Annotated in this window: 22 protein-coding genes; 8 read left to right on the forward strand and 14 right to left on the reverse strand. The window is 61.2% G+C overall.

The window, feature by feature from the left end:
- Nucleotides 1-23: 23 nt before the first annotated feature.
- The 3 genes from VWZ87_RS07355 to VWZ87_RS07365 all read right to left on the reverse strand — a co-directional run bounded on the left by VWZ87_RS07355 (nucleotide 24) and on the right by VWZ87_RS07365 (nucleotide 2,531).
- A complete protein-coding gene (locus VWZ87_RS07355; RefSeq protein WP_416536186.1) occupies nucleotides 24-383 on the reverse strand; it encodes a RidA family protein in 360 nt (119 codons plus the stop codon).
- Nucleotides 384-489: 106 nt separating this feature from the next.
- The gene (gene clpX, locus VWZ87_RS07360; RefSeq protein WP_340545311.1) at nucleotides 490-1,758 is read right to left on the reverse strand and encodes an ATP-dependent Clp protease ATP-binding subunit ClpX; all 1,269 of its coding nucleotides are present in this window, start codon (nucleotides 1,756-1,758) and stop codon (nucleotides 490-492) included.
- 140 nt (nucleotides 1,759-1,898) lie between these two features.
- On the reverse strand, nucleotides 1,899-2,531 hold the full coding sequence (locus VWZ87_RS07365; protein WP_340545310.1) for an ATP-dependent Clp protease proteolytic subunit: 633 nt from the start codon (nucleotides 2,529-2,531) through the stop codon (nucleotides 1,899-1,901).
- A 273-nt stretch (nucleotides 2,532-2,804) separates the two neighbouring features.
- Here VWZ87_RS07365 and VWZ87_RS07370 point away from each other — a divergent pair, with 273 nt between their 5' ends.
- The gene (locus tag VWZ87_RS07370; RefSeq protein WP_340545309.1) at nucleotides 2,805-3,812 is read left to right on the forward strand and encodes a GlxA family transcriptional regulator; all 1,008 of its coding nucleotides are present in this window, start codon (nucleotides 2,805-2,807) and stop codon (nucleotides 3,810-3,812) included.
- A 59-nt stretch (nucleotides 3,813-3,871) separates the two neighbouring features.
- Here VWZ87_RS07370 and VWZ87_RS07375 read toward each other — a convergent pair whose 3' ends face one another.
- The 11 genes from VWZ87_RS07375 to VWZ87_RS07425 all read right to left on the reverse strand — a co-directional run bounded on the left by VWZ87_RS07375 (nucleotide 3,872) and on the right by VWZ87_RS07425 (nucleotide 14,333).
- Nucleotides 3,872-4,681 (reverse strand): lytic murein transglycosylase, encoded by an 810-nt coding sequence (locus VWZ87_RS07375; protein WP_416536306.1) that lies wholly within the window; start codon nucleotides 4,679-4,681, stop codon nucleotides 3,872-3,874.
- A gap of 181 nt (nucleotides 4,682-4,862) precedes the next feature.
- Complete coding sequence (locus tag VWZ87_RS07380; RefSeq protein ID WP_416536188.1) at nucleotides 4,863-6,113, reverse strand: Hsp70 family protein; 1,251 nt, start codon at nucleotides 6,111-6,113, stop codon at nucleotides 4,863-4,865.
- Between the two features lie 184 nt (nucleotides 6,114-6,297).
- Nucleotides 6,298-7,329, reverse strand: a complete 1,032-nt coding sequence (locus VWZ87_RS07385) for a c-type cytochrome (RefSeq protein WP_416536307.1) — start codon at nucleotides 7,327-7,329, stop codon at nucleotides 6,298-6,300.
- Nucleotides 7,330-7,390: 61 nt separating this feature from the next.
- Entirely contained in the window at nucleotides 7,391-8,662 is a 1,272-nt protein-coding gene (gene soxC, locus VWZ87_RS07390; protein ID WP_416536190.1) for a sulfite dehydrogenase, read from the reverse strand.
- A 76-nt stretch (nucleotides 8,663-8,738) separates the two neighbouring features.
- On the reverse strand, nucleotides 8,739-10,436 hold the full coding sequence (soxB, locus tag VWZ87_RS07395; protein WP_416536192.1) for a thiosulfohydrolase SoxB: 1,698 nt from the start codon (nucleotides 10,434-10,436) through the stop codon (nucleotides 8,739-8,741).
- Nucleotides 10,437-10,534: 98 nt separating this feature from the next.
- Nucleotides 10,535-11,386 (reverse strand): sulfur oxidation c-type cytochrome SoxA, encoded by an 852-nt coding sequence (soxA, locus tag VWZ87_RS07400; RefSeq protein ID WP_416536194.1) that lies wholly within the window; start codon nucleotides 11,384-11,386, stop codon nucleotides 10,535-10,537.
- A gap of 73 nt (nucleotides 11,387-11,459) precedes the next feature.
- Entirely contained in the window at nucleotides 11,460-11,789 is a 330-nt protein-coding gene (gene soxZ, locus VWZ87_RS07405) for a thiosulfate oxidation carrier complex protein SoxZ (RefSeq protein ID WP_340545304.1), read from the reverse strand.
- A 49-nt stretch (nucleotides 11,790-11,838) separates the two neighbouring features.
- Nucleotides 11,839-12,255: a thiosulfate oxidation carrier protein SoxY gene (gene soxY / locus VWZ87_RS07410; protein WP_340545303.1), complete on the reverse strand. Its 417-nt coding sequence runs from the start codon at nucleotides 12,253-12,255 to the stop codon at nucleotides 11,839-11,841.
- A gap of 49 nt (nucleotides 12,256-12,304) precedes the next feature.
- The gene (soxX, locus tag VWZ87_RS07415; RefSeq protein ID WP_340545302.1) at nucleotides 12,305-12,781 is read right to left on the reverse strand and encodes a sulfur oxidation c-type cytochrome SoxX; all 477 of its coding nucleotides are present in this window, start codon (nucleotides 12,779-12,781) and stop codon (nucleotides 12,305-12,307) included.
- A gap of 201 nt (nucleotides 12,782-12,982) precedes the next feature.
- A complete protein-coding gene (locus VWZ87_RS07420) occupies nucleotides 12,983-13,558 on the reverse strand; it encodes a thioredoxin family protein (RefSeq protein ID WP_340545301.1) in 576 nt (191 codons plus the stop codon).
- A 37-nt stretch (nucleotides 13,559-13,595) separates the two neighbouring features.
- The gene (locus VWZ87_RS07425) at nucleotides 13,596-14,333 is read right to left on the reverse strand and encodes a cytochrome c biogenesis CcdA family protein (RefSeq protein ID WP_416536196.1); all 738 of its coding nucleotides are present in this window, start codon (nucleotides 14,331-14,333) and stop codon (nucleotides 13,596-13,598) included.
- Nucleotides 14,334-14,646: 313 nt separating this feature from the next.
- On the opposite strand from VWZ87_RS07425, the gene VWZ87_RS07430 reads away from it, so the two are divergent.
- From VWZ87_RS07430 to VWZ87_RS07460, 7 genes are all read left to right on the forward strand, one after another.
- Nucleotides 14,647-15,126 carry a hypothetical protein gene (locus VWZ87_RS07430; protein WP_416536308.1) on the forward strand — a complete coding sequence of 160 codons (480 nt, stop codon included), beginning with the start codon at nucleotides 14,647-14,649 and terminating at the stop codon, nucleotides 15,124-15,126.
- A 19-nt stretch (nucleotides 15,127-15,145) separates the two neighbouring features.
- Nucleotides 15,146-15,481 carry an ArsR/SmtB family transcription factor gene (locus VWZ87_RS07435; protein WP_340546305.1) on the forward strand — a complete coding sequence of 112 codons (336 nt, stop codon included), beginning with the start codon at nucleotides 15,146-15,148 and terminating at the stop codon, nucleotides 15,479-15,481.
- A gap of 86 nt (nucleotides 15,482-15,567) precedes the next feature.
- Entirely contained in the window at nucleotides 15,568-16,638 is a 1,071-nt protein-coding gene (locus VWZ87_RS07440; protein ID WP_340545299.1) for a YeeE/YedE family protein, read from the forward strand.
- Between the two features lie 222 nt (nucleotides 16,639-16,860).
- Entirely contained in the window at nucleotides 16,861-17,298 is a 438-nt protein-coding gene (locus VWZ87_RS07445) for a DUF302 domain-containing protein (protein WP_416536309.1), read from the forward strand.
- Nucleotides 17,299-17,379: 81 nt separating this feature from the next.
- Nucleotides 17,380-19,044 carry a thiamine pyrophosphate-binding protein gene (locus VWZ87_RS07450; RefSeq protein ID WP_416536198.1) on the forward strand — a complete coding sequence of 555 codons (1,665 nt, stop codon included), beginning with the start codon at nucleotides 17,380-17,382 and terminating at the stop codon, nucleotides 19,042-19,044.
- Complete coding sequence (locus VWZ87_RS07455) at nucleotides 19,031-20,251, forward strand: CaiB/BaiF CoA transferase family protein (RefSeq protein ID WP_416536200.1); 1,221 nt, start codon at nucleotides 19,031-19,033, stop codon at nucleotides 20,249-20,251. Before VWZ87_RS07450 ends, VWZ87_RS07455 begins: the two co-directional genes overlap by 14 nt.
- A gap of 369 nt (nucleotides 20,252-20,620) precedes the next feature.
- Nucleotides 20,621-21,985 (forward strand): tetratricopeptide repeat protein, encoded by a 1,365-nt coding sequence (locus VWZ87_RS07460; protein WP_340545296.1) that lies wholly within the window; start codon nucleotides 20,621-20,623, stop codon nucleotides 21,983-21,985.
- Nucleotides 21,986-21,999 lie beyond the last annotated feature (14 nt).

Here is a 21,999-nt window from a genome sequence, read left to right on the forward strand (position 1 = left end):
GTCGGCCCAGGCCAGAGTTCCCCTTAGGCCGGGGCCAGGGCCGTTACCTCGATCTCGATCCGAAACTTGGGATCAATCAGCCCGCATTCGATCATCGTGGCAGCTGGCGGGTTATCGCCAAAGGTCTGCGCCAACAGCGGCCAGCAGGGCTCGAACTCAGCGCGATCGGGCAGGTAGTAGTTCACCCGTACCACATCGGCAAAACTGCTGCCCGCCTGCTCAAGCGCGGCCCCAATGATATTAAGCGCTGACTGGCACTGCGCGACCACGTCGTCCCCCTGTCCCACGGTGCCTGCCACATGCACAAAGCCGCCCGCAACCACGGCGCGGCAATAGCCGATCTTGGCCTCAAATTCGCCTCCGGAGGAAATGCGTTTGATCATGTTCTCTGTCTCTTTCTTACCGAAAATCACATGGAAAAGCGGCGCAAGGTTACCCTCACGCCGCCTTTCAATCATCTCAGCTCTGCCATTGGCATCGCTACAAAGCTTAACCAGCTGTCGCCGACTCTTTTTCGGCGTCGGCGTGGATCATCAGCGGTTGTGCGTCCGAGTTCACAGCCTCTTCGTTCACGACCACTTTCTCGACGCTGTCCATTCCCGGCAGCTCAAACATGGTGTCGAGCAGGATATCCTCCAGAATGGAGCGCAGACCACGGGCGCCGGTTTTGCGTTCGATCGCTTTCTTCGCAATCGCACTCAGCGCTTCCTCGGTAAAGTCCAGCTCGGTATCTTCCAGCTCGAACAGGCGCTGATACTGTTTGACCAGAGCATTCTTCGGCTTGGTCAGAATGGTGATCAGCGCGTCCTCATCCAGATCTTCCAGTGTTGCCAGAACCGGCAGACGGCCGACGAATTCCGGGATCAGGCCGAATTTCAGCAGGTCTTCAGGTTCAAGCTTCTTGAAGGTTTCACCGACACCCGCATCGCTGTCATCACGCACATCCGCGCCAAAGCCCATGGCCGAGCCCTTGCCGCGCTGTTTGATGATCTTGTCGAGACCGGCGAAGGCACCACCGCAGATGAACAGGATATTGGTGGTGTCCACCTGCAGGAATTCCTGCTGCGGATGCTTGCGCCCGCCCTGCGGCGGCACGCTGGCCACGGTACCTTCCATCAGCTTCAGCAGCGCCTGCTGCACCCCCTCGCCCGACACGTCGCGGGTGATCGAGGGGTTTTCCGACTTGCGGGTGATCTTGTCGACCTCGTCGATGTAGACGATGCCGCGCTGCGCACGTTCGACGTTGTATTCCGACGCCTGCAACAGCTTGAGAATGATATTCTCGACATCCTCGCCCACATAACCGGCTTCGGTCAGCGTGGTCGCATCCGCCATGGTGAAGGGCACATCCAGAATACGCGCCAGCGTCTGCGCCAGCAGCGTCTTGCCGCAGCCGGTTGGGCCGATCAGCAAAATGTTGGATTTTGACAATTCGATGTCCGAACCCGCCTTCTGAGCGTGATTCAGGCGCTTGTAGTGGTTGTGCACCGCAACAGACAGCACCCGCTTGGCCATTGCCTGACCGATCACATAATCGTCAAGGACCTCGCAGATGTCCTTCGGCGTCGGAACGCCGTCGGTGGACTTCAGCCCGGAGGCCTTCGTCTCTTCGCGGATGATGTCCATGCACAGTTCGACGCATTCGTCGCAGATGAACACGGTTGGGCCCGCAATAAGCTTGCGTACCTCATGCTGGCTCTTGCCGCAGAAGCTGCAATAAAGCGTGTTCTTACTGTCGCCGCTTGAGTTCGTTGCCATGGTCTACCTTTCCGTCCAGGGCGTGCATGCGCCTCCTGCGCCACCCGTAATATTGGCAGCTTATGCCACAGGCACAGCAGCCACAATCGCAAAGTGTGCCCCGATGACGACGGGGCACACCTGCCAGCTCACACCGCTGATCAGCTGTCCTCGTCGTCCAGCTTGCTGCGGTTTTCGACGATTTCGTCGATCAATCCGAATTCCTTTGCCTCTTCGGGAGACATGAAATTATCCCGCTCCAGCGCGTTCACGATCTTGTCGTATTCCTGGCCGGTGTGCTTGACGTAGATTTCGTTCAGACGCTTCTTCAGCTTCAGGGTTTCCTCGGCGTGGATCATGATATCCGTCGCCTGCCCTTGGAAGCCACCGGAGGGCTGATGCACCATGACGCGGCTGTTGGGCAGCGAGAACCGCATCCCCGCCTCACCCGCCGTCAGCAGCAGCGAGCCCATGGAGGCCGCCTGGCCGATCACCAGTGTCGAAACCTTCGGCTTGATGTATTGCATGGTGTCATAGATCGACAGACCCGAGGTCACAACGCCGCCGGGGCTGTTGATATACATCGAGATCTCTTTCGACGGGTTCTCCGCCTCAAGGTGCAGCAGCTGGGCCACGATCAGGGAGCTCATGCCGTCGTGAACCGGACCATTAAGGAAAATGATCCGCTCCTTCAGCAGGCGCGAAAAGATATCATAGGCGCGTTCACCGCGGCTGGTCTGTTCCACCACCATCGGCACCAGCGTGTTCATGTATGTTTCTCTTGGATCGACCATATTGACCTGCCTGCTTTGAATTGTATCGGCATCATAGCCGAGTGAGTATTACCCGAGTCTTAGTGCCGCCACATTTGGGCTGCAAGGGGCGGCGATTGTTTTTGCGCTGGCCTGTGCCCTGCACCCGAATGCGGCCTCGGTGGCGCAAACAGTCAGGTCCGCGTCGAAAACCATCGCCCCGCCGTCGCAAAAGGTGGGATGCAGGCCGCAGATCGGGGTTAACAAGCAAAGATCACAGACCCAACCGAAACCGGTGTGTTACAGGTTCCCGAAATGATCGATGACTATTTTGTGCAAAAAGGGGCGTCGGCCAACCTGACGATCCCCTTTGACGGTGAGCCGCAGGATTTCTATTTCCTGCTGCTGCCGAAGGCGACGATGCTGCCCATCGCGGCCGCCGTCGAGCCGTTGCGCATTGCCAATCAGGTCACCAATACGCAGCTCTATCGCTGGTATGTGATGACACCGGATGGTGAACCGATCCGCTGCTCAAACGGGATGACCATCACGCCGGACCTGCCAATGGGTCCGCTCCCGGGGGATGCTCTGGCTTTTGTCTGCTCGGGCGTGGAACCGCAGAATGCCGCCAGTGAGACGGTGTTGAACTGGCTGCGGCGCGAACGCCGCTTTGGTCGCTCGATCGGCGGCATCTGCACCGGGGCCTTTGCTCTGGCGCAGGCTGGGCTGCTGGGCGAGCATCGGTTCACCCTGCACTGGGAGAACCAGCCCGGTTTTGTCGAGAGATATCCGGACCTGCTCCCATCGCCCCGGATCTTTGAAATCAGCGATACTCTGATGACATGCGGCGGCGGCAATGCAGCCACAGATATGATGCTGAACCTGATCGAGGAACGCCATGGCAAGCAGCTGGCGATCATTGTTGCCGATATGTGCCTGCATGTGCGTACCGGCGGGCAGAGCACACCGCAGAAGTCCAATTACGCGGTCGCAATCGGCAGCCGCAACCAACGGCTGCTGAACGCGCTTCAGCTGATGCAGGAATCAATTGAGGAGCCACTCTCAATCGGCGAGCTCTGTGATCGGCTGGATATCTCGCGCCGTCAGCTGGAGCGGCTGTTTGCGCGCTATCTCGACCAGAGCCCGATGCATGTCTATTTCGACATGCGGCTCAGCCATGCCTTTGCGCTGATGAACGAGACCTCGATGTCAGTGACCGAGATCGCGCTAGCCTCGGGCTTCAACAGCGCCACGCATTTCTCGCGCCAGTTCAAACGCAAGTTCGGCGCCAGCCCGCATTTTTTCCGCAAGGGGTGGAACTGAGCCGCAGCAGCCGCCGACAGCAGCAGACTCCCCCCGTTGCGGATGAGCAGGCGGTGTCCTCAGCCGTCGATCTTGCGCCCCATGATGGCCAGCGACTGCTGGTAGACGGTTGCCGCATTCCATTCCTTCAGCACGCGGTAATTCGGCTCCCCCTGTTGGTAGCCACGCCCAGGTTTCCAGCCTTTCTTGCGCAGGAAATGGGCGGTTGAGGCCAGCGCATCCCCCATGTTGTAGAAATCCACCCGCCCGTTGCCATCCCAGTCCACACCGTAGTTGAGCGCATTCCCCGGCAGGAACTGGGTGTGCCCCAGTTCGCCGTGTTTGGCGCCTTTGGTCGCGCCGGTAATGGCGCCCTGATCTACCAGTTTCAGCGCACCAATGGCATGGGGTTTGAAGAAATCGGAGCGGCGGCAGTCGTATGTCAGCGTCACGATGGCCGAGACCACCTGACTGTCACCCATGTAATTGCCAAACGCAGTTTCCATACCGTGAATCGCAATCAGGATCCCGGCCGGAACCCCGAACTTGCGTTCCAAGGCGGCAAAGAACTCCGCATTGCGTGCCTTGCGCTTGCGGCCTTGGGCGATGATCGTATTGGCGCCGCGGATCTGCATGAATTTCTCAAGAGAATAGCGAAAGCTCTTCTGGTTGCGATCTGCGGCGATGGTGCGGCTGGCGTAGCTGGTATTGGCCAGCGCGTTCAGCCCGGCCTGGCGGACACCGGCGCGTTGCGCCTCCTGGGCGAAATCGCGTTTCCAGGTCTCAAACCCGGCAGAGGTATTGCCGCAGGATGCCGCCATCGCGGCAAGGGGAAGGCCAGAGGCCAGTATCGCGGCGGCTGCGATGGCTGACAGCCGACGGCTGAGCAGCAGCGGCGCTCGACGATGAGTGGGGGCGGCATCTGAGGTGAAGGGGCGAAACAACTGGAACATCTTAAAAAACCTGAATCCGAAGCTTATGGGCTGAACCTTCAGTCTAGCTGAAATCTGCGTCGAGACCAGCCATCAGATCACCCCGGCGCAAGCCTATGTCCGGCGTCAGTTAGCCGCCTCAGGCAAACGCGCTGCCCGCAGCCTGCGCCAGACCATCGGCGACAGCTGTCATCGCGTTCTCTGAATATAGCTCAGCGCGCGGACAGAGCTGCTGCATCTGCGTCTGCACCGCCGCAAGCAGGGCCGAACCCCCGACCAGAACCACCCGCGTGACCTGATCACCGCGCAGATCCGCCCGACGAAGGGTCTCGCGGGCACAGGCGGTGATCTCGTCGATATCGCTCGCCAGGCTCTGCTCAAGCGTCTGCGTGTCCAGGGGCACCGACAGCCCCGGTTCCAGAACCTTCAGATCAATCACCGCGCGGCGGCGATCTGGGTGATTGACCGCGATTTTGCCCCGCTCAACGGCAAAGGCCAGATCGTGCCCCAGCTCATCTTCCAACACGGAGACAAGCCGTGCCAGTTTTTCAGGTTCTTCGGCATTGCGCGCCAGATCCTGCGCGGCGCGGCGACTGTCGGCAGCATAGAGGAAAGGGATCATCTGCCAGGTCGCCAGATTGTTGAACAGCCGGTTGGGTGCAGGCAGGCTTCCGCCGCCAAAACTGTTGCGAATGGCACTGCCGCGCCCCAACAGCGGCATCACGTGATCAATGCTCAGCTGCCGGTCGAAATCGGTCCCGCCAAGACGCACGCCATGCGAGGCCAGAATACGCGCGGTCCCATCCCGTGACTGCTCAAAGGCTGTAAAGTCCGAGGTGCCGCCGCCGATATCAACGATCAGGCCGATGCCGGGCTTGGGCTGTGCCGAGCGCAGGGCCGCTTCGGGTTCCAGCATGAAACGGACCTCCTCAAACCCTGCGGCCAGATAGCAGGCGCGCAGGTCCACTTCGGCCTGGGCATCGCGGGCTGCATCCTTGCTGTGAAACAGCACCGGACGGCCTGACAGCGCATGGCTGAACGACTGGCCGGTTGCCGCCTCTGCCCGGGTCTTCAGCTCGGCCAGAAAACGGGCCACGATAGTGACAAAATCGACCAGCTCACCGTTCAGACGACGCTTTTCATACATCAGCGGCGTGCCGAGAAGGCTTTTCAAGGCACGCATGAAGCGGCCTTCGTCCCCATTGATCAACGCGCGGGTGGCTGGCCGCCCGATAATCATCTTGCGACGATCAGGATCAAAGAACACGGCCGTTGGCAGCGTGGTTTCCCCCGGCTCGATCTCCACCAGCCAGGGTCGTCCGTTGACCGCAACACCGGCTGCCGAGTTGGAGGTGCCAAAGTCGATTCCAAGGGTGTTGGGAGTGGTCATGTCTGGCACCTGTCGCTGAGAAAGAACCGGCGTGAGTATCTGAAGACGTTGTGCAAAACAAGTGTTCAGACAGCGGCGGAACGACACAACTCTGGCGGAACGCAAACCACCCCCGCGATAGCCATAGCGGAGGTGGTGGGAGGCAGGCATCGCCTGACGCCTGCATTGAGGAGTTCTGGCGGGGTCAGTCGGCGGTTGCGGCCTTCAGATAAGCGATCACCGCTTCGATATCGGCGTCTTTCTTCAATCCCGCAAAGGACATCTTGGTCCCTTTCATGTATTTCTTCGGATTTGCGAGAAAGGCCGCAAGCGCGGCCTCATCCCAGACCAGCCCATTCTCTGCCGCCGCTAGCAGCGCCTTGGAATAGCGAAACCCATCAACATGGGCGGCTGGTGCGCCGATGATTCCGTTCAGGATGGGACCGGTTTTCGATTTCGCGCCCGCGCCGATCTGGTGGCAGGATTTGCATTTGCGAAAGGTCTTCTCGCCCTTTGCGACCAGCTCAGGGTCTGGGCCGATGTCTGGGGTAGCCTCTGGGGCGACGGCCTCTTTAACGGACGCGGTGTCTGCCGCTGCGGCGGCAACGGTCGGTTCGGCTGCGGTGTCCGCTTGTGTCTCAGCGGCATCGGTTTCGTCCGGCGTCACATCCAGCACCATGGCGCGCATGGTAATCTCGACGCTGTCCTTGCAGCTCTCCATGCAGGGCGAAGCGGTCCAGAAGTGTTTTTCCGCTTCCAGCCGGTCATCCAGAATGAAGCCATCCGCATTGGGCAGCTGCACCCCGGCAAAGGTTTCGTCCGACAGCACAAACTCATCATCGACCAGGTCGTTGGAATAGAGGATATAGGCGACAATCGCATAGACCTCATCCGGGGTCAGAGATTGTGCGTCGCCAAAGGGCATGGAACGGTTCACGTAATCCCACGTGGTCGAGAGATACGGCCAGTAGCTGCCGACAGTTTTCAGCGGATCGTCATGGTCGAGCGTGCCCTGCCCGCCCGCGAGCTTGGGCCAATTGCCCACACCCTCGGCGAAATCGCCGTGGCAGACCGCGCATTTTTCGGCAAAGACCTCCTCGCCGGTGAAGACATCGCCCGAGCCTTCGGGCAGCCCGGTGCCATCGGGAGAGACATCGAGATCCCAAGCCGCGATTTCCTCCGGCAAGGCCGGGCGACCGAGGCCGAATTTTTCCGCTGCGGCTGGCGTCGCGACCATCGTGGACAAGACAGCCGCTGCAAGCAAGCTCCGCCTCCCCTCGGTGGGCTTCATCACCACTTCAAGAAACCTCGACATTTTCCGCCTCCCCGTTTGCCTTGACCCACCAGGTCTGGATGGCGTTGTTGTGATAAATCGAATTCAGCCCCCGCACCTCACGCAGCTGCGCCTTGGTTGGCTGCACATAGCCCGACGCGTCGCGGGCCCGGCTTTGCAGCAGCATCTCGGACCCGTCCCAGTTGATATCCAGATAGAACCGGGTCAGCGCCTTGTCCGTTCCCGGTGCCGCCAGCCGCGCCTCGGTCCAGGTCTTGCCGCCATCCAGGGACACATCCACGCCAGTGATTGCGCCGCGCCCGGACCAGGCCAGGCCAGTGACCACCAGCGGCCCGGCGCCATGGGTAATCGGTGCCTGAGGGCTTGGGCTGGTCACAACGGATTTTGCGTCCATCTCCCAGGTCCACTTGCGGCTGATGCCATTGGCCAGCGTGTCGGTGTATTTCGAGGTTTCCTCGCGGCTCTCGACCGGACCTGCCATGACCTCGATCCGGCGCAGCCATTTGACCCACATATTGCCTTCCCAGCCGGGCACCACGAGGCGCACCGGATAGCCGTGCTCCTTGCGCAGCGCCTCACCGTTGGCCTTGAAGGCGACCAGCACGTCGTCCATCGCCTTTTCCAGCGGGATCGAGCGCCCGTTCGAGGACGCATCCGCCCCCTCGACATAAACCCATTTGCCTGCGGGGTTTACGCCCGCTTCCTCAAGCAGGGTGCGCAGCGGGACACCGGAATATTCCATGTTGTGGATCATGCCATGGGTGAACTGCGCGCCATTGAGTTGCGCACCGGCCCACTCCATGCCGGAATTCGCAGCACATTCGCAGAAATAGACGCGATTTTCGCGCGGGAAGCGTTCCAGATCCGCATAGGTAAACACCAAAGGCGTGTCGACCAGGCCGTTGATCATCAGCCGGTAGTCATCCTTGCGCAGCTCAATCGCGCCGGAGTGATGACGTTCAAAGGCGCAGCCTTGCGGGGTGATGGTTCCGTCCAGCGCGTGGATCGGCGTGAAGTTGATCGAGCTGATGGTGTCCGCCGTCAGCCACTCCACATTGCGCCGGACCACGTCGCTTTCGTATTTGATCGGCAGGCCGTAGGGGGTGGTATCCACGCCGTCGCCAAGACCGGATGCCCAGTCCTGCACCTCTGTGATCAGCGGGTCGGGTGTCGCGGCGCCAGCAGAACGGCTCGCCACTGCCCCTGCCCCAACCGCCGCAGCACCGGCCAGAAACTGGCGGCGCGACCGGCTGGTTTGCTTCGGTTTATCAGTCATCTCTGATTGCCTCCTTACATCGAAAAATTCACTTTCGTGAATTCATCAGCGCAAAAATTTTTGGCGGATGCCGGGCTTAGGCGCCCGACACCTGCACGGAATTGTTCGGGGAAAGGGTAACGGTGCCCATCTTGCGAATGTGGCTTTCGACCACATCCCAGATCTGCGGGCCCTCGGTCCCTTCATTCACGCTGGCCCAGCCGGCAACGATATAGGTCTTGGCCGGGTCAATCGCCTCGCCGGTCTTCAGCAGTGTCATATTGCTGATCCGTTCGCCCTGCGGCTTGGTGATGTCGATATGGTAGCCCATGCCACCGACGCGCACCATGTCGCCGCCCTGCTGGTAATAAGGGTCGGGATTGAAAATGTTGTCGGCCACGTCCTCCATCACCACCTTCAGGAATTCGCCTGTCATTTCATTGCGATAGGCTGCACCGTAGCTCATCGACGTGACATTCCAGATATCCTCGCGGGTGATGTCATCGCCGGGCAGCAAGGACGGCCCCCAACGCACGCCGGGCGACAGGGCGATATCGGCTTCACGCTCGGTCAGCAGCGCGTCACAGATGAGATCGTCCCAAGTGCCGTTGAAATTGCCGCGCCGATAGAGCAACTCATCAGTCTGGCCGATCACCTCGGCCAGCTCTGCCTCATAGGGCGCGCGCTGGTCGTTGATCAGCTGGCTGATCACCGGATCCGGCGCAATGACGTCGGAAAACACCGGGATCAGCTTGTGCCGCAGCCCCATCAGCTGGCTGTCACGCACATCCAGATCCACGCGGGAGACAAATTTACCATTGGACCCAGACGCAACAATGTGGGTCTGACCAACAAGAACCGGTTCCGGCAGCGCATCATGGGTGTGACCGGACAGGATCACGTCGATGCCACTGACCACACCGGCCATTTTCTTATCAACGTCAAAACCGTTGTGCGACAGCACCACAACAACATCCGCACCAGCGGCGCGTACCTCGTCGACCACCTCCTGCATATGTTCATCGCGGATCCCAAAGGAGTATTCCGGGAACATCCAGCCGGGGTTTGCAATCGGCATATAGGGGAAGGCCTGACCGATCACGGCTACCTTGGCCCCGCCGCTTTCGAAAAATTTGTAAGGTTTGAACAGCTCAGCCGGTTCATCCCATTCCGCGTCAAAGATATTCTGGCCAAGTGCGGCAAAGGGCAGTCCCTCGACGACCTCATTCACCCGGTCCGATCCCAGCGTGAACTCCCAGTGGAAGGTCATCGCATCCGGCTTCAACGCGTTCATCACATTGACCATGTCCTGGCCTTCGGTGTGATGACAGGTATAGGAGCCATGCCAGGTGTCGCCGCCATCCAGCAACAGCGCATCGGGCCGGTCAGCGCGGATGGCATTGATGATTGTTGCAACACGATCCAGCCCCCCGACCCGGCCATAGCCCTGCGCAAGCGACGCAAAATCATTGTAGGTCAATGCATAAGCTGAGGGGCTGCCATCGGCGATCCCATAGGCCTTGCGGAAATCCGCGCCGGTGATATGCGGAACATGGCCCTTATTGTCACCAACCCCAAGATTGACCGAGGGCTCACGAAAATAGATCGGCTTCAGCTGAGCGTGAATGTCCGTGACATGGATCAGGCTGATGTTGCCATAGGTGTCAAACTGCAGGAGCTGATCCTGTGTCAGCTTCTGCTGCGCTGCCAGTCTGGCCCAGCTGCCAAAACCTGAGGCCCCGACAAGCGCTGACGCTGCCATGGAGACCTGCAAGAAATCACGCCGCGAGATCATGGGTTCATCTTCCTACTGAGACACACGATATATTCGCATGTTTGAATGATATTGAGGGAAACGCGCCCCGCATCATCTCTGACACGGGGCCACGCGGATCAGTTGCGGACAGACGGTGCCTCGACCGAGAGGCCGTTGCCACGCGATGCGACATAGAGCTCCAGCGCCACAAACTCAGCCGAACCCGGTTTGTAAGTCTCGGCGCGGGTGTCACGCACGCAGCCTTTGAACCGCGCATGGGCCGTGTTCAGCTTAGTGTTCTTCAAGCGGTAGACCGGGAAGCCATTGATCTGGCCCTGGCTCAGATGGTCGGCGCGGATCATGTTGCCATAGTTGTCTTCATGGCAATTGGCACAGGAGAGTTCCAGCTGACCGGTGCGGGTGTAGTAGAGCTCCTTGCCCTGTTCCCAGGTGGACTGGGCCGGGCCGTCAATGGCCACGTTGACCGGCATCCCGCGCGATTGCACCGAAATCAGCGCTTCCATGGCCGCCATCTTGCCGCTGGTGTATTTCCACTTCTCCGCGCCCATCTGGTTCTCGCGGCAGTCGTTGATCTGCATGACGAGGGTACGCATCTCGCCTGCATCCTCGTTCCACTTGGGGTAAACCGCGCGGACGCCGACCATGCTCTCTTCGACATCGTCGTGGCAGGAGGCGCAGGATTTCTCCGCGGTGCCTTCAACCTTGGACCATGTATCCATTGCCTGATCGACAAAGACCATTGCAGGGTTGTCAAAATCATCCATCTGCAGCGCCTGCGTCTCATCCGAGCGGAAATGCCAGCCTGACATCACCTCGTCCAGCACATCAGCAACATGCGCGGGTGCGGCGGTCTTGGTGACCATTTCGATCTCGTCATTGACGACCAGCGTATCATCATCCGCCTCGGCAAAGGCGGTAACGGGCAAGGCCAGCGCCATGGCAATTGCGGTGATTGCCTTATTATTCATCTTGTTTCCTCCCTTGGGTGGTCGTCCCGCCCGGCGTTCCGGACAGGGCGTTTGCCTATGGATCCGGAAGGGATCAGCCGATCGCGATCGGTTTTTGTTCCGTGTAGACAGAACCGTCATCGTCGTACCAGGTGAAGACGAATTCACCCGCCTCGGGGACGGTGGCGTCGAACTGGAAGTAAGGGTTGGTGGAAATGGCGGGTTCCATGGCCACATCAACAACGGACTGACCGTTAAACTCGCAGGTAAAGCGATTGATGATCGACCGCGGAATGACGTTGCCTTCCTTGTCCTTGCGCTGACCGCTTTCCATGTTGTGGCTGATCAGCGTCTTGATGGTCACCGCTTCGCCTGCGGCTGCTTTCTTCGGGACTTTGACGCGGGGTTTTACACCGGATGCCATGTCGTTAACTCCTGATATCTATGGGGCGAACCTGACGGACAGGTCGCGCTTAGCCGCCGCAGCCGCCGATGGTCACCTTGACGGTCGCGCTTGCCTTGGCAAAGCTGCCGTCGGCCATTTTGGCAACTGCCACAATGTCTTGCGTGCCTGCGAGGCGAATCCGTGTGGCGGCTGACTGGCTGGCAGCCAACGGACCAAAGGTAAAGGTCGCGACGCCCGGGGTCGGGTTGCCCGTCGCCAGGATCATGATGGCGGAAGCACCGGGCGCATCGACCTCGATCGGTACGGTATTGCCGTTTTCGGCGATTTCGGGCGCGGTCAGTGTCAGGCCGGTGTCAGCCATATCAGCGCCACCCGTGAACTCTGCAATCCGATCCTCGGCTGCAGCAACGACACGCAGGGGCAGCATGGTCAGGGCAGCGGCCCCAAGGCCAAGGCCAAGTGTGTCGCGACGTGAGAACTCCATCGTATGTCTCCTTTGACGTTGATGGCGCAAAAGATCCCGGTCCTTTGCGTCAGTCTTCTTTCAGGGTCGCAAGAAATGCGACCACATCTTCGATTTCCTGGGCGGTCAGGATCGGCGGCAGCGGCTCGGTCCCCGCCTCGCCCGTGTAGGCATCGCCCGGCCGGATGAAGCCATCGACCTTGTAAAAGGCGGGCATCATCGTGCCGTCGAATGTCATCTTGGCATTGGCCACCAGACCGCGCAGCTCCGCCTCGCTCCAGCGGCTGCCGGCACCATCCAGCGCAGGGCCGATTTCACCGTGAAACGGCACATCCGACAGCGCGGACACCTGATGGCAGGCCACGCAATTGCCCTTGGATTTGTCGCCAACCAGCAATGCGCCGCTGGCGGCATCCCCGGCAGCTCCGCTGAGCGATACGGCAACAGCGCCGTCGTCGTCATAGGCGACCTCTTTCGGCGCGATCTCAGCGGCAAACGCAACTGTCCCGGCCAGACAGGCTGCCAGTGTCAGAGATATTTGCTTCATGTTTCCTCCCATTGGCTCCCACGCGCTTTGGCGTGCTTCGCTGGCGTTTACCCTAGGCGACCTCACCCGGCTAACGCAACATCAAATTCAGTAATTTGAATTTCATTATGTCGTTTCGACCGTTCAACCTATCCGGCCTCGTCTGCCCGACGGCACGCAGGCAAGGCCATCTTTGCTGCAAAGACGATCAAACCACCGGTATCAATCGGTGGAGCCGTTGTTCCGTTCCTGGATGCGGCGGGCATGGTAACGTTGAAAATCTTCTCCGTTATCAAGCAAATAGCGCTCTTCGTTCACCCATGTGAACATATCGAGCGTAGTGCCGACCCCAAAAGCACCGGGCATGATCGCCACCGCGGCCTGCGGCGCCGGAATCTCGGGCACCTCCTGCGGCAGGAACATCATTGTCGGGGTAAACAGAACGCCCCATTTTCGGGCCATGTCCTTCTCCGACAGGGTTTCACCGTCAAAATCCGTCACTTCGACATCGCCATATAGATTGAGCTGCACCACAAAGAAATTGTCGCCAATGTAGGACCCGACCTCGGGTGTCGGGAACACCTCCTCGTGCATCTTGGTACAATAGACACAGCCCCTTTGTTCAAAGAACAGCACCAGCCGCTTGCCCTCGGCATTGGCCTCGTCCAGATCCTCGCGCAGATCCTTGAAGGTCTCGCGCATCCAGGGGGTCTTGTGCAGGCCATCATCGCCGAGCTCCACCGCGCCCGCAGAGCCGACACAAAGCAGCCACAACAGTCCGATCATTAGTCGTTTCATCTCTTACCCTCCCAATACGGCCGCCATTCTGGGCCGCTCAGCCGATACTTGCAAAACCCGGGAACCACCGGATCATAGCCTCGGCAATATAACGCACGCTGCCCGTGGCGATCAGAACCGCAAAGATGATGAGCATTACGCCCACCCCCTTTTCCACCCAGGCAAAGGCAGACCGGTGGCGGGCCACAAACCTAAGAAAAGGCCCGACAAACAGCGCCGCCACCACAAAGGGCGCGGTCATCGCCGCGCCGTAGACCAGCAACAGCAGCCCGCCGCGCCAGATATCGCCAAGGCCAGAGGCAATCATCAGGATCGAGGCCAGGGCCGGCCCCACGCAGGGTGTCCAGCCAAAGCCAAAGGCCAATCCCATCAAATAGGCGCCAGCCAAGGTCGCGGGCGGCGCGGTGCTTTCGATCCGAGCCTCGCGAAAAAGCAGTGGAATCCGCAGGACCCCCAGAAAATGCAGCCCAAAGACCAGCAGCAATACCGCAGCGCCATAGGCCAGCACATCCATATATTGGCCAAACACCTGCCCCAGTGCGGTGGCTCCCATTCCCATCAGCACGAAGACAGTGGTCACCCCTGCGGCAAAGCAGATCGACGCCAGCACAAGGCGCCGCCGCGCGCCCAAAGCGATCTCGCCGTCGCTGCGCAGCTCCGCGATGGAAAGCCCTCCCATATAGGAGAGGTAAAACGGCACCATGGGCAGCACGCAGGGCGTGAAGAATGACAATAGCCCCGCAACAAGCGCTCCGAACAAAGAGATTTCCAGCATGTATCAAGGCCCCTTGCCATCTTCTGCGTTCGAACCAGACAAGACCACAGTTGCCGATCCACGTCGCGCCGAGAAGTATCTTCTGTCGGCTGCTGGCGGTCGATCTCCGTGTGCAAGCCGCGATTGCCCAAATCAGGCACAGCTCCAACAAGATGCGCGGGCCGCCGGTCACCCCGGTAGAAACTTGTACTATTCACATATTCAAATTACGTAGTACATATAGACACCCTTCATGCCGACCCGTCAATCACCGGCCGTGGCTCAGACATCGTACTTCACGGCCCCCACACAGATCATCGAGACAAATCGCATCATGGCCTTTTCTTCGCTGACCTCCCTGCCCTATCGCAGCTGCCGCGCCGCTGCCTCGGCGCTGGCAAAGGTCGCTGTCATGGCGGCATTGCCGCTGATCGCATCGGCCAGCGATGCCGCAGAGCTGGTGATGGTCGAGCAGCCGGGCTGCGCCTGGTGCGAACGCTGGGACGCGGAGATTGCGCCGATCTATCCAAAGACCGCCGAAGGCACCTTTGCCCCGCTGCGCCGGGCAGATTTGCGCGACATGCCGAAAGATCTGACGCTGTCACGGCGGGTCACATTCACGCCAACCTTCTTGATCGTTGAGGGCGGCCATGAGATGGCGAGACTGGAAGGCTATCCGGGAGAGGATTTTTTCTGGCCGCTGATTTCCGGTCTGCTGCAGGCGCACGCAGGCTTTGTGCCGCCCGCTGCCGAGCAACCAGACGCTGGACAAGCCCCCGACCAGCAGCCCGCCCCGATGGCCACCAATGGTTGAACCAGGAGAGAACACCGATATGGCCCTGCCACAGTTTTCCGCCGATATGGCCCCCGAAGATCTCGATACGATGGTGGACAATGCCACCCGCGCCTCGAATTTTCTGAAGGCGATCAGCCACGAGGGACGCCTGATGATCCTTTGCCATCTGGTCTCGGGTGAAAAATCGGTGACCGAGCTGGAAGAGCTGCTCTCCGCACGTCAGGCGGCGGTTTCCCAACAGCTGTCACGCCTGCGTCTGGAAGGTCTGGTCATTCCACGCCGTGAGGGCAAGGCGATCTATTACCGGCTGGCAGATGATCGTCCGCGCCGGATCCTGGAAGTGGTCTACGAGCTGTTCTGCAAGGAGGACTGATCGACGACCGGTCGGCCCGGCCACACTGGCAGCGGACCCTTCAGCCGCCAGCCCCGCAGCTCTTTCACCGGCGGAACCCGCACAAGATGCCCACCCCCCTGTCCGACCTCCTGAGCGATACGCAGCTGACCGCCCTGCTGGGGGTGTTTGGCGGGGTCCTGCTGGGATTGGCGGCGCGGCTGGGGCGGTTCTGCACGCTGGGCGCCATCGAGGATCTGCTCTATGGCGGCTCGTCCCTGCGTCTGCGGATGTGGGGCATGGCAATCGGCATGGCAATCCTGGGAAGTTTTGGCCTCATGGCTCTAGGCTGGCTGGATCCGGCGCAGTCGCAATATCTTGCCATTCGCTGGATGCCGCTGGCCTCTATCGGCGGCGGCCTGTTATTTGGCTATGGCATGGCCCTGAGCGGGATGTGCGGCTATGGTGCCATAGCCCGGCTCGGCGGCGGCGATCTGCGCAGCTTTGTCATCGTGCTGGTGATGGGCGTATCGACCTTTGTCGTGCTGACAGGCCCTCTCGCCCCGCTGCGCAACCTGTTTTTCCGGCAACAGAGCATCACCGATGATCTGCCCGCCGGCATCGCCCATCATCTGGCCAACTATCTTGGAGCGTCGGTCAGCGCTATCGGCCTTGCCATCGGCGGTGCGATCCTGCTGATATCCATCCTCGGGCGTGAGGTGCGCGAGTCTCCGGCCGCTATTGGCTGGGCTGCGCTGGTGGCGTTTGCCATCATCAGCGGCTGGGCAGGCAGCAGCCATATCGCGCGGACGGGGTTTGACGCGATACCTCTGGTCTCGCATTCCTTCTCCGCGCCGCTTGGCGAAACCATCATGTGGACAATGACCGGCAGCCTGCGGCCGATCAGCTTTGCCGTCGGCTCGGTCAGCGGCGTCTGGCTCGGTGCCTTTATCGGTTCGCTGATCAAGGGGCATTTCCGCTGGGAGGCCTGCGACGACCCGCGCGAGTTGCGCCGCCAGATCATCGGGGCCGCGATCATGGGGGGCGGCGCGGTCCTTGCAATGGGCTGCACGGTCGGCCAGGGGCTGAGCGCCTTTTCGCTGTTGTCGATTTCTGCCCCGGTGACCTTTCTGTCGATCTTTGCCGGGGCCGCTGTTGGGCTGCGCCAGCTGATCACCGGTTTTCGCCGCGCCGCCTGACTGCACTACCTGACTGCCCGCCTGACTGCCCTGCCGCGCGGCTCGCACCGGCTGCACGACAATGTGACTGCGATGCAGCCGCCGAGGCATTAACTTCGTAAGCAACGACAGGAGATCACGGCCATGTTTCAAAACGTGATGGGTTCGATGGCCCTCCGCCGCAGCCATCTGTTCGCTGCGGCCCTGGCCTTCGTGCTGCTTGCCGCAACAGGGTCACATACGATGGTTGCGACCGCCGCACCGCTGGCCGAGCGCCAGGGCTGGGCGGTTCATCAGACCCGCAAGCCCTACCCGCAGCTGGTCGAAGATGTGATTGCGGCGACGAAGGCGCAGGGTCTTGTCGTGGTGACGCAGGCCGGGCCGACCAAGGCCGCTGCGGCCCGTGGCATTACCATACCCGGCAACCGGGTGATCGGTGTTTTCAACAATGACTATGCGGTGCGGGTCCTCAGCCATTCCACCGCCGCAATGATCGAAGCCCCGATCCGCCTTTATGTGACCGAAGGCGAAGATGGCTTGGCGACGCTTTCTTATAAAACCGCAACCCATGTCTTTGCCCCCTATCTCGATGAAGGCGGGGCTGATCTCGCCGATATCGCGGCAGAGCTGGACCAACATCTTGATGCCATTGCGCAAAATGCGGCGCGCTCGGCGCCTTGACGCTCACACCCGCGTGAGGAGGCTTGCAACCTTGCCCGGTTCCGGCAATTTGGCGGCACTTGTTCACGAAGGGTGGATTTCATGACACAGACCGACACCGCGGCTGCGACGGCCACAGAACCATTGCGCGCGGCGGATGTGCTGGCCCGGCGACTATATGCCGCCGGATGCCGCCATGCCTTCGGCATGCCCGGTGGCGAAGTGCTGACGCTTGTCGATGCGCTGACCAAGGCGGGCATCCGCTTTCACCTTGCCAAACACGAGAACAGCGCCGGTTTCATGGGCGAAGGCGTGCACCACAGCGATGGCGCACCGGTTATCCTGGTGGCCACGCTGGGCCCGGGGGCGCTCAATGGGGTGAACGTTGTCGCCAATGCGCATCAGGACCGGGTGCCGATGCTGGTGCTGACAGGATGTGTGGATGCGGCGGAAGCGGCCACCTATACCCATCAGGTACTGGACCACCAGGCGGTTTTTGCCCCGATCACCAAGGCCAGCTATCGCCTCGACGCCGAGGCTGCGGGTGTGATCGCCGACAAGGCGGTGCGGATCGCAACCGCGCCGCGCAATGGGCCGGTGCATATCGATGTGCCGATCTCCGTCGCCGATTCCCCTGCCGGCACCCACCGTCCTTGCCTCGCGCCTGCCAGAGCAACGCAACCGCAGCCCGCTGACCTGGCGCAGGCGCGCGCGTGGCTTACCGAGGCCGAGCGCCCGCTGGCGGTGATCGGTCTTGACGCTGTTGCCGAGGCCGCATCCGCGCCGCTTCTGGCCTTTCTCGAACACTACCAGATCCCTTTTGTAACCAGCTACAAGGCCAAGGGCATCCTGCCTGAGAAGCACCCGCTTTGCCTTGGCGGCGCCGGGCTGTCGCCGCTCGCCGATCGTCACCTGCTGCCGCTGGTGCGCGAGGCCGATCTGGTTCTTGCGCTGGGGTACGATCCAATCGAGATGCGCCCGGGCTGGCGCAACGCCTGGGATTGTTCCCGCCAGCGGGTGATTGATATCTGCGCCGAGGACAACACCCACTACATGCACGCGGCCACTCTGACGCTGGTTGCCGGTCTTGCGCCCAGTCTGCGTGCCCTGACGGTTGGGGCGCAGCTCGCCGATGACACACAGCCGTCCCCGCAGCGCTGGCCCGAAGGTCAGCCTGAGGTGGCCCGGGCAGCCCTTCGCTCCGCCTTCACCCCGCAGGCGGACTGGGGACCCGCTGCGATCGTTGCCGAATGTCAGGCCACCCTGCCCGGCGATACGCTGGCGACGGCAGACAGCGGCGCCCATCGGATCTTGCTCTCGCAGATGTGGAGCTGCCATGAGCCTCGCGCCCTGATCCAATCCTCGGGCCTCTGCACCATGGGCTGCGCGGTGCCGATGGCCATAGGCCGCAAACTGGCAGAGCCGCAGCGCACGGTTGTCAGCTTCTCCGGTGATGCGGGTTTCCTGATGGTGGCGGGCGAGTTGTCCACCGCCGCCGAGCTTGGCGTTGCACCGATCTTTGTTGTCTTCGCCGATGCCAGCCTCGCATTGATCGATCTGAAGCAGCGACAGCGACGGCTGGATAACGCTGGCGTCGACTTCGGCCAGCACGACTTTGCCGCGATGGGCCGGGCCTTTGGCGGCCATGGCGTCAGGGTCCGCGACCGCGCAGGCCTGCGCGCTGCCTTGCAAGAGGCACAGCAGGCCGAGCGTTTCACCGTCATTGCCGCAGAATTCGAGCGGGAGGCCTATGATGGGCTCATCTGACCGGACATCCGAAGCCAAGCTGCCTCATGGCCCGCTGACCGGCATCAAGGTGCTGGACCTGTCCCGCATTCTGGCAGGGCCGACCTGCACCCAGATGCTGGGAGATCTGGGGGCCAGTGTGCTCAAGGTCGAAAACCCGCGAACCGGGGGCGATGACACCCGGCAGTGGGGGCCGCCCTATGTGGTGGATGGAGACGGTCACCAGTCGGATCTGTCGGCCTATTTCATGGCCGCAAACCGCAATAAGCGTTCGGTTGAGGTGGACATCGCCACGGCCGAGGGCCAGCAGGTCATACGTCGTCTCGCCGCCGAAGCCGATATTCTGCTGGAAAACTTCAAACCCGGCGGGCTTGCCAAATACAGCCTCGACTACGAGAGCCTGCACGCAGAGTTCCCGCATCTGGTCTATGGTTCGATCTCCGGCTACGGCCAGACTGGACCCAATGCCCATAAACCCGGCTATGACCTGATGGCACAGGGCTATGGCGGGATCATGTCGCTCACCGGTGAGCCTGAGGGCCGACCGATGAAGGTTGGCGTCGGCATCGCCGACGTAATGTGCGGAATGTATGCCTGTGTCGGCATCCTCGCAGCGCTGCGCCACAAGGAACAGACCGGCGAAGGCCAGCAGGTCGATATCGCGCTGGTGGATGCGCAGATCGCCTGGCTGATCAACGAAGGTGTGGCAACACTCAACACTGGCAGCGCCCCCAAACGGCGCGGTAATGAGCATCCCAGCATCGTGCCATATGGGTTATATGAGACCTCAGATGGCCATGTGATCCTCGCGGTCGGCAATGACGCGCAATTTGGCCGCTTCCTATCTTTTCTCGGTCTGGACGGGCTGGCGCGGGACCCGCGCTTTGCAACCAACCCGGCCCGCTTGCAGCACCGCGACGCGCTCGCCGATATCCTGGTACCGGCGCTGCGCCAATACCGCACCGATGAGGTGATCGCCGCGATGGAGGCCCGCAAGGTGCCAGCAGGACCGGTGCAGACGCTCGATCAGGTTTTTGCCTCTGATCAGGTGGCGGCGCGGGATATGACAATTGAAATGTCCTCTGCGGCGGGGCCGGTGCGTTTGCTTGGCAATCCGCTCAAATTCTCCCGGACGCCGGTGACCTACCGCCATGCGCCTCCAATCTGCGGCGCAGACAGCGACCTCCTTGCCAGGACCGCGGACCCGTTTTCGGAAGACGACAACTAAGAAAGCGGCGCAGCGCCGACCGAGAACAGGCAGACGCCCCGTCACCCTGGGGCGGCTGCCTGCTCAATATCTCTGCTATCCCCTTAAGACACCGCAGAAAACGCCTGTTTCTCGGGCTTGCAACCGGCAGGATCTGGCCGAGTGTTACAGAAACTGGCGGTGTTCGGCCAAAGTCGCGCTGCACGGGCTTGCCAGATTACAAAAAATGCGGGAAATCGCTGTCAATCAATATGGTTGGCCCATTAATCCGGCGAGATTGCACACGCCGCTTCACCAAACCGCGAGCGGGCATCGCGAGACGCGCGGCCGTGCTTTAGGCTCGACGACAAAGCACCTCTGCTTTCGTTTTTGACACGGATCGGACAAACGATGATGCAAGATATTTTTGGCCAGGACACCAGCCTGACAAACGCCGCGGCGCTCGAGAACTGGAACTGCGTTCAGATGGGGGTGTTGTCTCACGGCGCTGCCGCGCCGCAACATCTGGGCGCCCTGCTGGAGGCTGCACCGGAGTTTGCCATGGCCCAGGCGGCCAAGGGCATGTTTGTGTTGCTGCTGGGTCGGGCAGAACTGATGCAGGCCGCACGCGACGCCTATGCTGCGGCCAAGGCCGCCGAGGATGGTGCATTGCCACGCGAACGCCACTATATCGCGGCGCTTGGTGCTTGGCTGGAGGGCCGTCCATCGCTGGCGATTGCAGAGATGGAGACCGTGCTGCGCAGCCACCCCGAGGACGCGCTGGCGATGAAACTGAGCCACGCGATCCGCTTCATCCTGGGCGACAGCGCAGGTATGCGCCGGTCGATCGAGCGGGTCCTGCCCGCCTATGCGCCGGATCACGCCGGGCGCGGTTACCTGCTTGGATGCCACGCCTTTTCGCTGGAGGAAACCGGCGCTTATGACCTGGCCGAAGCAACCGGGCGTCAGGCACTCTGGATGGCACCGGATGATGCCTGGGGCCTGCATGCGGTGGCCCATGTCCATGATATGACGGGCAACTCCCGTGCCGGGCTTGACTGGCTGACCGGTCGCGAAGAGGCCTGGGCGCATTGCAACAACTTTCGCTACCACGTCTGGTGGCACAAGGCGCTGATGCATCTGGATCAGGGGCAGACCGAACAGGTGCTGGCGCTATACGATCACGAGATCCGCAAAGACAAAACCGATGACTACCGTGACATTTCCAACGCCACCTCACTGCTGATGCGGCTGGAGCTAGAGGGCGTTGCAATCGGTGACCGCTGGGAAGAACTCGCAGAACTCTGTGCCAACCGGACCGAAGACGGCTGCCTGATCTTTGCCGATCTTCACTATCTTCTTGCCCTGGTGGGCGATGATCGCAAGGTTGAGGCTGGCCAGCTGGTGCAGCGGATTCACGCTGATGCGCGTCGCGGCGCCAGCGAGAGCGATGGCCGCATGGCAACGCCAGGCTGCGGCCTTGCGCTCGGGCTCGAGGCCTTTGGCGAAGGTAACTACAGCGAAGCCTTCGGCTATCTCGCCAGCGGACGCAGTTCCCTGCAACTGGCAGGGGGCAGCCATGCCCAGCGGGACGTTTTCGAACGCGTGACCATTGATGCGGGCATCCGCGCGGGGCGTCTGGACGCGGTGGAGGCCATCCTCAACGAACGGCGCGCCCAGCGGGGCGGCGCCGAGGACAGCTATGCACAGGCGCGCCGTGCACTGATCGCTGCCGGACGTGGCGCGCCCTGCGCGCAAAGCGTCCCGGCAGAATAACAAAAGTAAGGACA

This window comes from Phaeobacter sp. JH20_37 (assembly GCF_048056015.1).
GTDB lineage: Bacteria > Pseudomonadota > Alphaproteobacteria > Rhodobacterales > Rhodobacteraceae > Phaeobacter > Phaeobacter bryozoorum.

Coding starts and splice junctions, on each gene's coding strand:
- VWZ87_RS07355 (WP_416536186.1), bottom strand. CDS start 383: ATGATCAAACGCATTTCCTCCGGAGGCGAATTTGAGGCCAAGATCGGC.
- clpX (WP_340545311.1), bottom strand. CDS start 1,758: ATGGCAACGAACTCAAGCGGCGACAGTAAGAACACGCTTTATTGCAGC.
- VWZ87_RS07365 (WP_340545310.1), bottom strand. CDS start 2,531: ATGGTCGATCCAAGAGAAACATACATGAACACGCTGGTGCCGATGGTG.
- VWZ87_RS07370 (WP_340545309.1), top strand. CDS start 2,805: ATGATCGATGACTATTTTGTGCAAAAAGGGGCGTCGGCCAACCTGACG.
- VWZ87_RS07380 (WP_416536188.1), bottom strand. CDS start 6,113: ATGACCACTCCCAACACCCTTGGAATCGACTTTGGCACCTCCAACTCG.
- VWZ87_RS07385 (WP_416536307.1), bottom strand. CDS start 7,329: ATGGTCGCGACGCCAGCCGCAGCGGAAAAATTCGGCCTCGGTCGCCCG.
- soxC (WP_416536190.1), bottom strand. CDS start 8,662: ATGACTGATAAACCGAAGCAAACCAGCCGGTCGCGCCGCCAGTTTCTG.
- soxB (WP_416536192.1), bottom strand. CDS start 10,436: ATGATCTCGCGGCGTGATTTCTTGCAGGTCTCCATGGCAGCGTCAGCG.
- soxA (WP_416536194.1), bottom strand. CDS start 11,386: ATGAATAATAAGGCAATCACCGCAATTGCCATGGCGCTGGCCTTGCCC.
- soxZ (WP_340545304.1), bottom strand. CDS start 11,789: ATGGCATCCGGTGTAAAACCCCGCGTCAAAGTCCCGAAGAAAGCAGCC.
- soxY (WP_340545303.1), bottom strand. CDS start 12,255: ATGGAGTTCTCACGTCGCGACACACTTGGCCTTGGCCTTGGGGCCGCT.
- soxX (WP_340545302.1), bottom strand. CDS start 12,781: ATGAAGCAAATATCTCTGACACTGGCAGCCTGTCTGGCCGGGACAGTT.
- VWZ87_RS07420 (WP_340545301.1), bottom strand. CDS start 13,558: ATGAAACGACTAATGATCGGACTGTTGTGGCTGCTTTGTGTCGGCTCT.
- VWZ87_RS07425 (WP_416536196.1), bottom strand. CDS start 14,333: ATGCTGGAAATCTCTTTGTTCGGAGCGCTTGTTGCGGGGCTATTGTCA.
- VWZ87_RS07430 (WP_416536308.1), top strand. CDS start 14,647: ATGGCCTTTTCTTCGCTGACCTCCCTGCCCTATCGCAGCTGCCGCGCC.
- VWZ87_RS07435 (WP_340546305.1), top strand. CDS start 15,146: ATGGCCCTGCCACAGTTTTCCGCCGATATGGCCCCCGAAGATCTCGAT.
- VWZ87_RS07440 (WP_340545299.1), top strand. CDS start 15,568: ATGCCCACCCCCCTGTCCGACCTCCTGAGCGATACGCAGCTGACCGCC.
- VWZ87_RS07445 (WP_416536309.1), top strand. CDS start 16,861: ATGGTTGCGACCGCCGCACCGCTGGCCGAGCGCCAGGGCTGGGCGGTT.
- VWZ87_RS07450 (WP_416536198.1), top strand. CDS start 17,380: ATGACACAGACCGACACCGCGGCTGCGACGGCCACAGAACCATTGCGC.
- VWZ87_RS07455 (WP_416536200.1), top strand. CDS start 19,031: ATGGGCTCATCTGACCGGACATCCGAAGCCAAGCTGCCTCATGGCCCG.
- VWZ87_RS07460 (WP_340545296.1), top strand. CDS start 20,621: ATGATGCAAGATATTTTTGGCCAGGACACCAGCCTGACAAACGCCGCG.